Annotated in this window: 13 protein-coding genes; 7 read left to right on the forward strand and 6 right to left on the reverse strand. The window is 67.8% G+C overall.

The window, feature by feature from the left end; translation table 11 throughout:
* The first annotated feature begins 296 nt into the window (after nt 1-296).
* Nucleotides 297-995 (forward strand): pirin family protein, encoded by a 699-nt coding sequence (locus C7401_RS17480; RefSeq protein ID WP_112172649.1) that lies wholly within the window; start codon nt 297-299, stop codon nt 993-995.
* A gap of 165 nt (nt 996-1160) precedes the next feature.
* Here C7401_RS17480 and C7401_RS17485 read toward each other — a convergent pair whose 3' ends face one another.
* Entirely contained in the window at nt 1161-1733 is a 573-nt protein-coding gene (locus C7401_RS17485; protein WP_112172650.1) for a Spy/CpxP family protein refolding chaperone, read from the reverse strand.
* A 234-nt stretch (nt 1734-1967) separates the two neighbouring features.
* On the opposite strand from C7401_RS17485, the gene C7401_RS17490 reads away from it, so the two are divergent.
* Nucleotides 1968-2699: a response regulator gene (locus C7401_RS17490; protein WP_112172651.1), complete on the forward strand. Its 732-nt coding sequence runs from the start codon at nt 1968-1970 to the stop codon at nt 2697-2699.
* Nucleotides 2683-3999, forward strand: a complete 1317-nt coding sequence (locus tag C7401_RS17495; RefSeq protein WP_112172652.1) for an ATP-binding protein — start codon at nt 2683-2685, stop codon at nt 3997-3999. Before C7401_RS17490 ends, C7401_RS17495 begins: the two co-directional genes overlap by 17 nt.
* Nucleotides 4000-4124: 125 nt before the next feature.
* Here the strand turns inward: C7401_RS17495 and C7401_RS17500 are convergent, their stop codons facing one another.
* Both C7401_RS17500 and C7401_RS17505 read right to left on the reverse strand, forming a co-directional pair.
* Nucleotides 4125-4391: a double-stranded DNA-specific endonuclease gene (locus C7401_RS17500; RefSeq protein ID WP_112172653.1), complete on the reverse strand. Its 267-nt coding sequence runs from the start codon at nt 4389-4391 to the stop codon at nt 4125-4127.
* Between the two features lie 153 nt (nt 4392-4544).
* Nucleotides 4545-6224: a sensor domain-containing diguanylate cyclase gene (locus C7401_RS17505; protein ID WP_112172654.1), complete on the reverse strand. Its 1680-nt coding sequence runs from the start codon at nt 6222-6224 to the stop codon at nt 4545-4547.
* 648 nt (nt 6225-6872) lie between these two features.
* Between C7401_RS17505 and C7401_RS17510 the strand changes: the two genes are divergently transcribed.
* Nucleotides 6873-8636, forward strand: a complete 1764-nt coding sequence (locus tag C7401_RS17510) for an ABC transporter permease (RefSeq protein WP_112172655.1) — start codon at nt 6873-6875, stop codon at nt 8634-8636.
* A gap of 29 nt (nt 8637-8665) precedes the next feature.
* Nucleotides 8666-10015, forward strand: coding sequence for an ABC transporter ATP-binding protein (locus C7401_RS17515; RefSeq protein ID WP_112172656.1), 1350 nt, complete (start codon nt 8666-8668; stop codon nt 10013-10015).
* A gap of 101 nt (nt 10016-10116) precedes the next feature.
* Here the strand turns inward: C7401_RS17515 and C7401_RS17520 are convergent, their stop codons facing one another.
* The 3 genes from C7401_RS17520 to C7401_RS17530 all read right to left on the reverse strand — a co-directional run bounded on the left by C7401_RS17520 (nt 10117) and on the right by C7401_RS17530 (nt 12699).
* The gene (locus C7401_RS17520; protein ID WP_258397120.1) at nt 10117-10680 is read right to left on the reverse strand and encodes a hypothetical protein; all 564 of its coding nucleotides are present in this window, start codon (nt 10678-10680) and stop codon (nt 10117-10119) included.
* Complete coding sequence (locus tag C7401_RS17525) at nt 10677-11309, reverse strand: hypothetical protein (RefSeq protein ID WP_258397121.1); 633 nt, start codon at nt 11307-11309, stop codon at nt 10677-10679. Before C7401_RS17525 ends, C7401_RS17520 begins: the two co-directional genes overlap by 4 nt.
* Nucleotides 11310-11592: 283 nt before the next feature.
* The gene (locus C7401_RS17530) at nt 11593-12699 is read right to left on the reverse strand and encodes a sigma-54 interaction domain-containing protein (RefSeq protein ID WP_112172658.1); all 1107 of its coding nucleotides are present in this window, start codon (nt 12697-12699) and stop codon (nt 11593-11595) included.
* Between the two features lie 230 nt (nt 12700-12929).
* Here C7401_RS17530 and C7401_RS44390 point away from each other — a divergent pair, with 230 nt between their 5' ends.
* A complete protein-coding gene (locus tag C7401_RS44390; protein ID WP_146757939.1) occupies nt 12930-13511 on the forward strand; it encodes a hypothetical protein in 582 nt (193 codons plus the stop codon).
* 307 nt (nt 13512-13818) lie between these two features.
* Nucleotides 13819-14033 (forward strand): response regulator (locus tag C7401_RS17540; protein WP_146757940.1); only part of this gene is annotated, 215 nt, incomplete at its 3' end.

Consider the following 14033-nt stretch of genomic DNA (forward strand, 5'->3'; position numbering starts at 1 on the left):
CGGCACCCCGGCGGCCTGCGCAACGCGCCGGGCGCGTCGTCAGTCTCGCCGGCAGCGCGCAATGGCGGGACGGGGTATCCGTCCTGGGGGTGTTCCCCCTGAGCCTCAGGCTCGCGCTGGCCGAAAAGCGCGGTATTTTACCCGAAGCGGGAGGGTGCGCCAGTCTGACGGAGGGCGATGGCGGTGGTGCAGCCCATTGATGTTGCTGGCGAAACGATCCGGTGCGCCGTTGCGGATTGTGCTGGCGGGCCGCCGCCCTTACCTTCGGACATCGACTTGATTGAGCGGAGAACGCCATGCTGACCATCCGACACGCCAACGAACGCGGCCACGCCAACCACGGCTGGCTCGACTCGTATCACAGCTTTTCGTTTGCCGACTATTTCGACGAAGCGCATATGCATTACGGCGCGCTGCGCGTGCTCAACGACGACCGCATCGCGGGCGGCCAGGGTTTCGGCGCGCACGGCCACCGCGACATGGAGATCGTCACTTACGTGCTTTCGGGCGCGCTCGCGCACCGCGACAGCATGGGCAACGGCTCGACCATCCGCCCCGGCGACGTACAGCGCATGAGCGCCGGCACAGGTGTGATGCATAGCGAATTCAACGGCTCGAAGGACGAGGAGGCGCACCTGCTGCAAATCTGGTTGCTGCCGCGCGAGCGCGGCGGGGCGCCCGGCTACGAGGAAAAGCGCTTCGACGACGCCGACAAGCGCGGCCGCCTGCGTCTCATCGCTTCGCCCGACGGCCGCGACGGCTCGGTGACGGTGCAGTCGGACGCCTCGATCTTCGCGGCGCTGGTGGACGGCGAGGAGCGCATCGAGCACGCGGTGCCCGCCGGGCGGCGGGTGTACCTGCACGTCGCGCGCGGCGCGCTGGAGGTGAACGGCCAGCGCCTCGAAGCCGGCGACGCCGCGTTGATCGAAGCCGAGCCGGGTGTGACGCTCGCGGGCGGCGAAGCGGCCGAAGTGCTGCTGTTCGACCTCGCCTGATTACCTGAGCGCAGCGGGCGGGGTGGGCACAGCGGTCCCGGCCGGGCCGCCGCCGCGCTTGCGGGGCCGGCGCGTTCGCCATGAAAAAAGCGCCGCGGGATGCGAATCCCGCGGCGCTTTGCCGCATTGGCGCGCCGCCCGCAGGCGGCGCGTTTGCCGCACGCCTTACTGCGGCGCGGCCGGCGCCGATGCGCCGCCCTTGTGGTGCTGCTCCCAGCGCTCGCGCATTTTCTCGTGGCGCTGTTCCATCTTCGCAAAGCGCTCCTTGATCGCCGAGCTCACGGTCGTCTTCTGCTGGTCGTTCAGGCCGTTGTAGAAGGCGAGCCACGCCTGCGTGGTCTGCTCGCGCAGTTGCTGGTTCTGCTGCTCGACCTGCTCGTGCGCCGTGTGCATGGCGTTCAGGTCGAGGATCGGCTGGTTCTTCATCGAATCGAACTGCTGTTTCATCTGTTCATGATTCTTGCGCATGGCCTCGCCGTTCTGCTTCATCGTGTCGAGCGCGGCCTGCCATTGCTTTTCCTGTGCGGCGTTCAGATTCAGCTTGTCGTGCAGCTTCTTGAAGCCGAGCATGAAGTCGCCGTGCATGCCGGGGCCGCCATGCATGCCCGGACCGCCGTGCATCATGCCGGGGCCGCCCGGGGGCGGCGGCGGGGTCTGGGCGTTGGCGGCGGTGGCGCCCACGGTGAGCGCGAGCGAGGCGGCGGCGATGGCGAGAAGGCGCGAAGTCGTCTTGTACATGGTGATGCTCCTGACAAATCCATGAGGGTTTTATCCGGTCTGGCGCGGCGCCTGGATCAAGTGGTGGCGCTCGCAACCGGTGTCCCTAGCGTATCGGCCCGGCGGGTGCCGCGTGTTACCGCACCGCACGCCGTCATTACGCGACATTACACACGCCTTTCGCCGTAACACCTGGTAACTCAGGTGGCAGGCCTGTAAGCAAACGCCACCTGCGCGCGCGTTACACTTCGATCCATGGCTACTCAAATCCTTGTCGTCGACGACGACCTCGAACTACGCGACCTCCTGCGCGACTATCTGGCGCGCCAGGGCATGGAAGTCTCGGTGCTGCACGACGCCAGCTCGCTGGAGCGGCGGCTCGAGCGCGAGCGCCCGGACCTGATCGTGCTCGACCTGATGATGCCGGGTGTGGACGGCCTCACCGCGCTGCGCAAGCTGCGCGCGGCGGGCGACGACATCCCCGTCATCATGCTCACGGCGCGTGCGGACGACGTGGACCGCATCGTCGGTCTGGAACTCGGCGCGGACGACTACCTCGGCAAGCCGTTCAACCCGCGCGAGCTGCTCGCGCGCGTGCAGGCCGTGTTGCGCCGGCGCCGCACGCTGCCCTCGGCAGCCGCGCCCGAGCAGCGCGAGCCGTACTCGTTCGGCCGCTTCACGCTCGACTTCCAGTCGCGCACGCTGCAACAGGAAGGCAAGCCGATCATGCTGTCGGGCAGCGAATTCGCGCTCCTCAAGATCTTCGTGAACCACCCCATGCGCACGCTCACGCGCGAGCGCCTGCTGGAATTGCTGCACGGTCCCGAGTACGACGGCACCGACCGCGGCATCGACGTGCAGGTGTGGCGCCTGCGCCGCATTCTCGAATCCGACCCGTCCACGCCGCGCTTCATCCAGACCGTGCGCGGGCGTGGCTACGTGTTCGTGCCCGATGGAGAGCAGGGCAACCATGCGCCGGCCGGTTGATTCGCTGTTCGGGCGGCTCGCGCTGCTTTTCATCGGCGTCCTGCTGATTTCGCACGTCGCCTGGTTCGCCCTGATGCGCCTCGAGCGCAACCAGATGCAAACGCGCTACGCCGTCGAGGAAGCCACCTTCCTCGTCGACGCGGTGCGCCAGCACGTCGCGCGCGAGCCCGGCACGCCGCTGCCTTCGCGTGTGAAGCTCGTCGACCCGGCCAGCGCTGAAGTGCCGGCCGTGAGCGACACCATGCCCGAGCCGCTGCGCCGTTTCATCGACGATGTGCGCGACCGCATGCCGCCCGGCACCGACGTGCGCGCCGGGCCGCCCGGCCGGCCGCCCACGCTCTGGGTGCGCGGCCCGCAGGACGCGTTCTGGATCGTGGTGCCCGGCCAGCCGCTGCGCATCATGCGCCCGCTCGACAAGCTCGTGCCGTGGTTCGTCATCATTTTCGCGGCGGCGGTGATCGCCGCGCTCGTGGCCGCGTGGATGCTCCAGCAGCCGTTGCGCGCGCTCGCCCAGGGCGTGGGACGCTTCGGCCGCGGCGAGCCGGTGCCGCCCGTGCCCGAGCGCGGGCCGCGCGAGTTGCGCCAGCTCACGCGCGGCTTCAACCAGATGGTCAAGGAAGTCGAGCGCACCGAAAAAGACCGCGCCGTTATGCTGGCGGGCGTCGCGCACGACCTCAAGACGCCGCTTGCGCGGCTGCGCCTGCGCGCCGAGATGATGGACGAGCAGAAGGTGCGCGACGGCGTGGTGCGCGACGTCGAATCGATGGCGCATATCGTCGACCAGTTCCTCGTGTTCGCGCACGACGGCGCCGACCGCAGCGAGCCCGTCGAGGTCGACGACCAGTGCGAGCGCATCGTGCGCAACTACCGCACGGTAGGCGGCGCGTCGATCGCGATCGAAACGCGTCTGCGTGCAGGGCCGGAGTTTCGCTTGCCGGCCGCCACGCTCGAGCGCGTGGTCTCGAACCTGCTCGACAACGCCCATGCGTATGGCGCGCCGCCCGTCGTGATCGAGAGCGAGCGCGGCGCCGACGGCTTTTCGCTCACGGTGCGCGACCACGGTACGGGCATCCCGGACCAGGATCTCACGCAGGCGAGCCGGCCCTTCGTGCGGCTCGACCCCGCGCGCGGCGGCAACGGCCACAGCGGTCTCGGGCTCGCGATCGTCGAGCGTCTCGTGCGCCGCGCGGGCGGCGAGCTTGCCATCGGCAACGGCGAAAGCGGCGGCCTCGCCGTGCGCATGACGTTCGCGTTCGACGTGGTGGCCCGCACCGTGTCTGAAGCGGCGCAGGTCTGGTAAAGCCGGGTCGGGTGGGTAGCGGGGCCAGCGCCGCAAGGGGCGCGGCTTCGCGAGGCGGGGAGCGGGGCGGGCCGAACTAGCCAAGGGCGCCGTAATCACGGCGCCGAATGAGAGGCCTGGCGGCTTCAGGCCGTGAAAAGCGTGTCGAGCGCGGCGGCGGCCTCGCTGTCAACCGTGTTGTAGGTCACGCTGCCGGCCTCGAAGATGTAGTGCGTCGTGTACTTGCCGAGGCGGGCAAGAATCTCTTCCTGAATCAACTCGGGCGTGGCGTCGAGCTTCAGATACCACGCGGTCGATGACAGGCGCGTCTGGAACGCGCCGTACTCGACCATCAACTGGTCGAACGCGATCGCATCCTGATCGCGGCAGACAATGACCAGATTTCCCTTCATGCATGCCTCCAGATTTTGTGCGGAACACCGAGATGGCGCGGCGGCTTCATGCGCTTCGCGTGAAGCCGCGCACACCGTTCGTTCCATGATACCGCGCCTCGTCCTTCTGGCCGGGCGAGTCCCGCAAGCGCGCGCGGACCTGGGCGTCGCGAGTCACCAGGTCGGCGCGGCCGTGCGCGGCGGCACGACGCCTTCGCCGGTCAGGGCTTCGCAACGGTCGCGCCCGGCCGCCTTGGCCATGTAGAGCGCGAGATCGGCGCGGCTCATCAGGCGCTCGGGCTGGTCCTGCGCGGCGGCGAGTTCGGTCACGCCGATGCTCACGCTCACGCTCGCCTCCTCGGGCAGTTCCGCGCAGATGCGCATGCCCACCTGCTGGCGCAGGCGGTCGAGGACGGCGAGGCCCGTGGCGAGCGAGGTCGCGGGCAGGAGGATGCCGAATTCCTCGCCGCCGAGGCGCCCGACCGCGTCGTCCGCGCGCAGCTCGGAGCGGCACGTCTGCACGAAATGCTGGAGCGCGCGGTCGCCCGCCGGGTGGCCGAAGCGGTCGTTGATCTGCTTGAAGTAGTCGAGGTCGGCGATCGCCATGCACAGCGGCTTGCCCGCCGCATAGGCTGCGTCGATCTCGCGGCGCAGCAGGTCGAGGAAGTAGCGCCGCGAGAGCGCGCCGGTCAGCGCGTCGTGGCGCGCCTCGGCTGCGAGCAGCGCGTTGGCGTCCTGCAACTGCTCCGCGAGATCGCGGCTCGCGCGGTGCAGGCGTTTCTCGCGCACCCACGACACCGTGATCACCGCCGCGAGCGCGGCCGTGCCCGCCAACGTGAGGAAGATGAGGAGCCGGTTGCGCTGGTGGTTCGCGAGCAGCTCGGGCCACGCATTGACCGGGTCCACGAGATGGGCGGAGAGCCCCGAGTTCAGGCCGCCGCGTTGCTCGTAGAGCGCGGGGGCCCGGTGGCCCGGCAGCTCGACCATCTGCGCGGCTTGGGTGTGCGGCAGCCACGGCGCTTCGCGCGTCGCGGCCTGCGCGGCCGATTGCAGACCGAGCGTAGAAAAGCGCTCGCGCAGGTAGGTGTTCACGCGGTCCACCGCATTCATTTCGGCAACGTGCGAGCCGGGCAGGGCGCGGCCTTCCAGCGCGCTGTCATGGGCCATGATGACGACGCCGTTGCTGTCCGCGACGAAGGTGCCCGGATGGGTGACCCAGTGGCGCAGCCGCGCGATGCTGACCTTCGCGACCACGGCGCCGACCAGCAGGCCTTCGTCATAAACGGGCGCGGCGACGAAAATGCCCGGTTCGCCGCTTGCCGTGCCCACGCCATAGGCCTCCGAAAACGCGCCGAGCAGCGTGTCGTTCAAGTACGCGCGCGGGCGCATGTCCACGCCCACATAGGAGATTTGCTCGAGCGCATTGCTTGACGCGATGCAGATCCCGTTCCCGTTCACGAGCCAGATTGCGTCGAGCCCGGAGAAGCCTTGCGCGTCGTGGAGGAAGCGGTCGACGGCGGCCAGTTGCGGCACCGCTTGCAGTTCCTTGCGCCGCGCCAGTTCCGTCGAGTCGTGCGACGCGGCATAATGCGCGGCCTCGGTGAGCGCTTGCTGGACCACGCGGGTTTCGGCCATGGTCGCCGGAATGGCGCGCGACATCGCCAGGTCGCTCGCGATCACTTCGGCCATGTTGTCCACGACCGAGCGCGTCATCTGGCGTTGTGCGTTGAGCGCGGCCACGAACTCCTGGCGGACCATGCGGTCCGCGATCCAGTCGGCCGCCGCCCAGCAGACGAGCGCGACCACCAGGACCCCGATGGGTCCGGCTGCCTGACGCAAGAGTCTCCTGTTCATCGGCCTTCTGATTCGTGAGTGGGCATTGAGGCGTGGAGCCGGCGCCTGTGGCGTCGGAGCGCCGCCGTCGGCGCGAGTCGATTTTACCCCTCGAACGGCGCCGGCGATCCCGCTCTCGTAGCCGCGCAGCGGCGTTGTGGCGCGGCGAGCGCAGGCGGCGGCGCGTGGACAGATCGCTAACATGCAAGCGGCATGCCGTGCGCGTGGACTTGCGCGCCCTGGCGGGCGTCGCGAACCCTTCGCGCATGAGTGTCGCGTGATGGCCAACTGATGGCCGGGTTGTGGCGCGCAAGCGACGTTTGAGGTCCGCTGACGAATGCCGGCTGGCGTTTGCGGCCGCCTTGATGCATGCGTGCCGGCGTTGTGTCATCACGGCGTCATCGATGTGTCATCACGATGTCGTGCGGATGCCGCGCGCATGTTGCGCTGGAAGCTCTCCAGAAGGCCTGCGAAAGCGCCGCGAAAGCCCGTGTGACGGGGATTTCACGCTGCGCCGGGCGCGGTTGTGCCTGTCATGAAGGTTGTAGTAGTGTCGTGCCGTTTTCATCGAGGCAAGCATGCGGCGGCCAGCCCGGCCGTCGTGCGAGCGTCGGTGGCGCGAGCGCTTTTTTGTCTGCTTATCTGAATCCCGCCGCGGAGGGCGTCTGAATGGAGTTCGGCTTCAACCTGAACCGCACGGCCAACGCTTCGGCGTGGCGCGTGCTGCCCAATCGCTGGGATTTCGTGGCGTTCCCGCTCATGATCGGCCTGATCGCGATGGCGGCCGTGGGCTTTCACGAAACGATGGCGCCGATCGCCACGCTCAAGGCGCAGCCCATCTCGCTCGATCCGGCGAACCTGCCCGAATACGCCATGCGCACCACGCTGCGCATGCTCGCGGCGATGGTGGCCTCGCTCATCTTTACGCTGGTGTACGGCACGCTCGCGGCGAAGAGCCGCCGCGCGGGCCAGGTGCTCGTGCCGATTCTCGACATTCTTCAGTCGGTGCCGGTGCTCGGCTACATCTCGTTCACGGTCACCTTCTTTCTCGCGCTGTTTCCGTCGCGCGTGCTGGGGGCGGAACTTGCGGCGATCTTCGCGATCTTCACGAGCCAGGCCTGGAACATGACGTTCAGCTTCTACCAGTCGCTGCGCACGGTGCCGCGCGACCTGGACGAAGTCTCGCGCGGCTTTCACCTGACCGCATGGCAGCGTTTCTGGAAGCTCGAAGTGCCGTTCTCGCTGCCGGGCCTCATCTGGAACATGATGATGTCGATGTCGGGCGGCTGGTTCTTCGTGGTGGCCTCCGAGGCGATCACGGTGGGCAACAACACGATCACGCTGCCGGGCGTCGGCGCGTATCTGGCCCAGGCGATCTCGGAAAAGAACCTGCACGCGGTGGGCTGGGTGATTCTCGCGATGGTGGTGGTGATTCTCGCCTATGACCAGTTCCTGTTCCGCCCGCTGGTGGCGTGGGCCGACAAGTTCCGCATGGAGAACACGAGCTCGGGCGACGCGCCCGAATCGTGGCTGCTCGACCTGATCCGCCGCACCCACCTCATTCATCAGCTGCTCGTGCCGCTTGGCTGGCTGCTCGCCAAAACGGCGCGCATCCCGCTGAAACTGCCGTCGTTCCCGAACATCTCGCGTGCCGCGCCGCTCCCGGCCGGCCGGCGCAACTTGCGCGCGCGTATCAGCGACGCCGTGTGGGCCGTGCTCGTGATCGCGCTGACCGTGTTCGTGGTGTGGCGCGTGGTGGCCTACGTGCGCACGGGCGTGACGCTCGACGAAGTCTGGCATGTGCTCGTGCTCGGCCTCATCACGCTCCTGCGTGTGGCGTTGCTGATCGCCGTCGCCTCGGTCATCTGGGTGCCGCTCGGCGTGCTGATCGGCTTGCGCCCCTCGCTTGCCGAGAAGGTTCAACCGCTCGCCCAGTTCCTCGCCGCGTTCCCGGCCAACCTGCTGTTCCCGGTGTTCGTGATCGTGATCGTGCGCTTTCACCTGAACCCTGACATCTGGCTGTCACCGCTGATCGTGCTCGGCACGCAGTGGTATATCCTGTTCAACGTGATTGCCGGAGCCAGCGCCTATCCGAACGACTACAAGGAAGCGGCGAAGAACTTCCATATCCGTGGCTGGCAGTGGTGGCGCCAGGCCATGCTGCCGGGCATCTTCCCGTACTACGTCACGGGCGCCATCACGGCTTCGGGCGGCGCGTGGAACGCGAGCATCGTCTCCGAATTCGTGCAGTGGGGCGACACCAAAGTCGTCGCGCACGGTCTCGGCGCGTATATCGCGCAGATGACGGCGGCCGGCGACTATCCGAAGATCATTCTCGGCATTGCCGTGATGTCGCTGTTCGTCACGCTGTTCAACCGCGTGATCTGGCGCCCGATGTACACCTACGCCGAGTCCCGTCTGCGGCTCGACTGAACGAACAACGAAGGATCGAAGGTAACGCGATGCAAAACCCCAAGACGCTGAGCGCCGCGCACGGCGATGTGCAGACGGCCCCGAACCCGCCGCGCCTCGGCGCTGAAATCCTGAACGTGAAGGACGTGTGCCGGGGCTTCAACAAGTCCCAAGGCGAACTGCTCGTGCTCGACGACGCCAACCTCCAGCTGCGCGAGGGTGAGATCGTCGGGCTGCTCGGCCGTTCGGGTTCGGGCAAGTCCACGCTGCTGCGCATCATCGCGGGCCTGATCTCGCCGACTTCCGGCGACGTCACCTGGCGCGGCAAGCCGCTCGATGGCCCGGCCGAGGGCGTGGCGATGGTGTTCCAGACCTTCGCGCTGTTCCCGTGGCTCACGGTGCTGCAAAACGTGGAAGCTGGCCTCGAAGCGCAGGGCGTTGGGGCGCGCGAGCGTCGCGAGCGGGCGCTGGCGGCGATCGACCTGATCGGTCTGGACGGCTTCGAAAACGCCTACCCGCGCGAGCTTTCCGGCGGCATGCGCCAGCGCGTGGGCTTTGCGCGCGCGCTCGTGGTCGACCCCATGCTGATGCTCATGGACGAGCCGTTCTCGGCGCTCGACGTGCTGACCGCCGAAACGCTGCGTACCGACCTGCTCGATCTGTGGACGCAAGGCCGCCTGCCGATCAAGTCGGTGCTGATCGTCACGCACAACATCGAGGAAGCGGTGTTCATGTGCGACCGCATCCTCGTACTCTCGTCGAATCCGGGGCGCGTGGTGGCCGAGATCAAGGTGCCGTTCAAGCATCCGCGCAACCGTCTCGACCCGGTCTTCCGCAAGCTCGTGGACGACATCTACGCGAAGATGACCGCGCGCCAGACCGACGAAACCACCAAGAAGGGGCTGGAGCTCGGCAGCTGGCTGCCGCGCGTGTCCACCAACCTGATGGCCGGTCTGATCGAAACGCTCGCCGCCGCGCCGTATCACGGCCGTGCCGACATGCCGGAAATCGCGCGCTCGCTGCACCTGGAGGTCGACGATCTGTTCCCGATCGCGGAAGTGTTGCAAAACCTCGGTTTCGCCGACGTGCGCGAAGGCGACGTGCTGCTCACGCCGCCCGCGCGCGTGTTCGCGGAATTCGGCACGCAGGAGCGCAAGATGATGTTCGCCGAGCATCTGCTGCGCCACGTGCCGCTCGCGGCGCGGATCAAGAAGGTGCTCAACGAGCGGCCCGGCCATCGTGCGCCGCGTGTGCGTTTCGAGCAGGAGCTGGAGGACTTCCTGTCCGACGGCGCGGCTGAAGAAACGCTCGATACCGTGATCGACTGGGGCCGTTACGGCGAGATTTTCTCGTACAACGACCAGTCGGAAATCTTCAGTCTCGAAGACGTGGAGTCCTGAGCAAGGCGGGGTTCGCCCCGTGCGCTCTTGAAAAAGCGGTCGCCGGGCGGGTTGCCCCGACGACCGCTTTTTGTTTGCGGACAAGTCACGCTATGGCCACGCTATTGCAGCGTGCCCCAGCGCGCCACGGCCGGCTCGGCCGTCGCCCACTTCCAGCCCGACGAGTCCTGGCACGCGCTCGCCGTGAACCACTGCTCGGGCGAGTCGGCCTTGTCGCCGTCCTGCACCGAGAATACGAACTCCTTGCACAGCGCGAGCGGGGTGGCGAACGCGCGTGTCACGCGCACCTCGCCATGGCCGTTTTCCACGGGCAACTGGTGCTTGATGCGCCAGAGGTCGAAGCCGCCCACCGGCAGGCGGCCGGCCGTTTCGGCGATCAACTCCTGCTGGTCCGCGTGCATGCTCTTCATGAAGCGGCCGACGGCTGCGTCGGTGGCGGCCTGCACGGCGATACCCACGCCCACCCCCACCGCCGGATTGGCCGTGACAATGCCGGTGGCCGCCGCGGCGGCGGCGCCGCTGGCCGCGCCGATCGACATGCAGCCGCTCGTCGTGAGCGTCGCGCCCAGGCAGAGCGCGGCCAGCGCGATCAGCCTGGCTGCGCGAGGCGTGGACCGAGGCGACCGAGGCGACTGCGGCAAGCGAGTGGAAAGCGCGCCGCTCATTGCAGCGCGCCCCAGCGCGCGGTGGCGGGTTCGGCCGAGGCCCACTTCCACGCGTCGCCGTCGCGGCACACGGAGGCGACGTAGAACGCGCTCGACGCGGCCTTGTCCTTGGTGGCGTCCTGATCGACGGAGAACACGATCTCCTTGCAGTCGAGCGCGCCGCTGCTGATCGTGCGGCTCACCGTGACGCGGCCGTGCTCGTCGTCCTCGATCGGGAACGAGTGCGTGATCGACCAGGGTGCGACCGCGCCGACGTCGAGCGGGCCGGCCGCCTGCGCGATGCTGTTCTGGGTGTTGGTGTGGACGACGCGCTCCGAGTACTGCACGCCGGCTTTCGCGGCGGCCACGGCGCCAAGGCCGATGCCGGTCGCGACGGCGGCGTTGCTCGTGACCTTCGAGGCGATGGCCGCGCCGGCAATGCCCGCGCCCGTTTGTGCGCCTTCGGAGTAGAGCGAGCTGCACGCCGAGCACGCGAGACTCGCCGCGGCGGTGAGCAGCGTGAGCGACGCGGCGCGTTTCCAGCGTGCGCCGGTGCGCTCGCGTTCGAGAGGCGGCGCGATGGCGATCGTTTCTACGACCGCCAGAGCCGGCGACGGCGCAACGCGCGCCCGAGCACTTCTTTCTTGCATGTTCTTTCCCTGCCGCGTGCCGGATGGTGTTGCGTTGCGCGCCCATCCGGCAGGTTTGCGTACTTTACGTGCTGCGGATTGTGCAGCATGACATTGTTAGCGGGCATAGGGAAAGTGCAAGAAATTGCAAAAGCCCGTGCGCGGCGTGCCGATCTCTGATCGACGAACGTGTGGCGCGGGCCATTTGTGCTGCTTGTGCTTTTTGTGACGATCTGCGCCGCGCCCCGGATTGCTTGCGCGCGCAACGACAATGCGCCGCTGCGTGCGGTGCGTGCGTGCGCGATCAGGCTTCGCGCGTGTTGGGCGTATCCGGTGCGTCCGACGTCTCGGAGGTCTGCGGGTCGGCGGCAGTCTCGCCGTCGCCTTCGTCGGCGCCGTAGCTGCCGAGACGGTTATAGAGCGTCTTGAGGCTCACGCCGAGCGTGCGCGCCGCGAGCCGCTTGTCGCCGCCGCAATATTTGAGCGTGCCGAGAATGATCTGCTTTTGCGCGTCGGCGAGCGGCGTGCCGATCCACACGCTCATCGCGTCGCCCTGGGTGACGGGCTTCTTCACGCGCGGCACGAGTTGAGGATGCGCGATCTCCACGATCTTTTCCGCGAGGATGAACGCGCGATAGACCGCGTTCTTCAGCTCGCGCACATTGCCGGGCCACGACCAGTTGCGCACCGTTTCGAGCGCGCGCTTGCTGAAGGTTTTTTGCGCGCCTTCCTGCTCGTTGAGCTCGGTGAGAAAGTGCTGGGCAAGCAACTCGCGGTCGCGCTCGCGCTCGCGCAGCGGCGGCGCGCGCAGCGGAAACACGGCGAGCCGGTACATCAGGTCCTCGCGCAGGCAGTTGTCCTTCACGGCGGCGAGGGGGTCGCGGTTGGTCGCGGCGATGATGCGCACGTCGCCTTGAATCGCCTCGTTGCCGCCCACGGGAAAATACTCGCCGGTTTCGAGCGCGCGCAGCAGTTTCACCTGATGCAGCAGCGACATCTCGGTGATTTCGTCGAGAAACAGCGTGCCGCCGCGCGCGTGCTCGAAGTGACCGTCGCGCGCCTGCACGGCGCCCGTGAAGCTGCCTTTTTCGTGACCGAAGAGTTCGGCCTCGATCAGCTCGTCGGGAATCGCGCCGCAGTTCACCGCGATGAACGGACCCCCGCTGCGCTCGCTTTGCGCGTGGATCGTACGGGCGATCAGCTCCTTGCCCGTGCCCGATTCGCCGACGATGAGCGCGGTGGCGTCGGTCACGGCCACGCGGCCGATCTGCGCATAAAGGTCCAGCATGACCGCCGACGAGCCGTACAGCAGGCCGTACGACTGCAATCCCGCGACGCGCGCATCGGCGTCCTGGGCGGTACTTCCGGTACTTCGTTTGGCGGCGGGCGAGCCCGGCTCGATTGACGCCATAGGGATGTTCGTCCTGCAAGGTAGTGCGGGCGTTCGCTTTCAGCGCGCATCTGCGTGTTGCTGTGCGCATCTGCGCGTGGCTGCGAACCGGCCCTGCGATCCGGGGCTGGCCGTCCAGGACAGGTGCGGAACTTGCCGCTCCGACGGCCGCGAGGTTTCCATCTCGTAAACATTTAACCACTGCCGCGCATCAGTGGGCAATGGACCTGCCCAGGGCCCGCAGGCCGTAAATGCCGCTGGCGGAAGCCGACGGGGCGCTGCTGCGCCGGTTTCGACGCCACGATTCTGCCTTGATTCCGGCTGCTTTGCTGCTCACGGGGCCGCATGCGCGCCAGCCGGTGGCACGCATCCTGCTGCGGAACTTGCAGCCGCGCGCACCGTCATCACCATCAGAGGCGGCGCATCGGCCACGCCCTCGGGCGATGCCATTCGCGACTTCCGTCCATCACGAGGCCTGTCTGGGAGAGAGCGAGATGTCGAAGAACAGCAACGGTTGGGTAGGAACCCTGGTGACCGTCGGCGCGCTGGGCGCGATGGCGGGCATGCTGGCCTGGCGTTTTTCGCAGCGTCACCGCATGCAGCGGCAATCCTTCTATCGCGACCTGAGCCGCTGGGAGGGCGAGGGCGGCTCGCTCGCCGAGACCAACGGCAACGGCGTGGGCGCCGAAATGGCCATGGCCGACGGAGCGGCGGTGCGCGAGCACGAGGATACGGCCGGGCGCGGCATCAAGCGCGCCGCGATGAACGGCGTGAACGGTACGAACGGTGCAAGCGATGCCAACGGCGCGCCGTGGCCGTTTCCGCATGGCTAGACGAGGGCGGGCGCGCCCCGGCGAGGGCCGTGCCCGCTCATCTCGAATAAGTCTATAATAGTCATATCAACAACAATCGAGGTTCGGGCAGCACGCGGCGCGCGTGATTGTTGCGCGCACGTAGCAGAACCGCACGTATCGAAGGAATCGCCGTCTTCGGCGTGCGTCCGACCGTTTCGTACTCCATGGCAGCGCAATATCCTGCGCCGCGACCTCCGCGACGCCGGGCAATCGTGTCCGGCGACGAAGCGGCGGGCGCGGCGCGATCGCTTTGGAGCCATTCACCTATCAGGGCTGACGAGACGCGATGCCACATGTTTTGATTGTCGATGACGACGCCGAGACCCGCGAGGCGCTAGCGGCCGTGGTGAGCGAAGACGGGCTGACCACCGCGCAGGCGGGTGACCTGCGCGAGGCGCGCATCCAACTCGTGCGGCAAATGCCGGACGTGGTCTTCACCGACCTGAAGCTGCCCGACGGCAGCGGCACCGATCTTTTCCAGGATCTCGACCCGCGCTCGGG

The organism is Paraburkholderia unamae, from assembly GCF_003268775.1.
In the GTDB taxonomy this organism is placed as follows: Bacteria; Pseudomonadota; Gammaproteobacteria; order Burkholderiales; family Burkholderiaceae; genus Paraburkholderia; species Paraburkholderia unamae.